Annotated in this window: 1 protein-coding gene; it reads right to left on the bottom strand. The window is 26.9% G+C overall.

The window, feature by feature from the left end:
- The coding region (locus tag R7P64_RS24520; RefSeq protein WP_318124236.1) for a hypothetical protein at window positions 1–557 on the bottom strand (557 nt) is incomplete at both ends.

Here is a 557-nt window from a genome sequence, read left to right on the forward strand (position 1 = left end):
TTTCTGTATTGTTTGCTTTGTAGCCTATACTGATTGTAATAGTTGCTTTGTTATTTAGTTCAACATTATTTAAATTAACAGTTGTTTCATTATCACCTATACTTATTGGTGAATTTCCTAAAGATATATTTAAATCATTATATTTCTTATCTAAAGTTAATGTTATATTTACTTTCTTTTCCCCTTGCCCAATATATATATTCAACATATTGTTTGAAAATGTTGGATTAGGCTCATTATATAAAGTTTTTCCGTTATTCTTATCTTCAACTATTTGTATATTAGTAATTACAATACTTGAATATGTTGTAGTTCCTCCTCCAGTACCTGTAGATCCTCCACTTCCAGTATCTTCAATAAGTTTAATTTGTCCAAATTGAGTATTGTTTGATTTAATGAAATAAATCTCATCTCCACTAGTCAAATCCCAAACTTCATCATTTCTTAAATTGTTGTCATTAATCAACTTTATGGAAAATTCTAATGGATATGTGGAATCCCTATTATATAACTTTTCTTTTTGTTCAATGGAAACATCTAAAATTCCGTCTATCAAG

This window comes from Vibrio sp. 2304, from assembly GCF_033339475.1.
GTDB lineage: Bacteria > Pseudomonadota > Gammaproteobacteria > Enterobacterales > Vibrionaceae > Vibrio > Vibrio alginolyticus.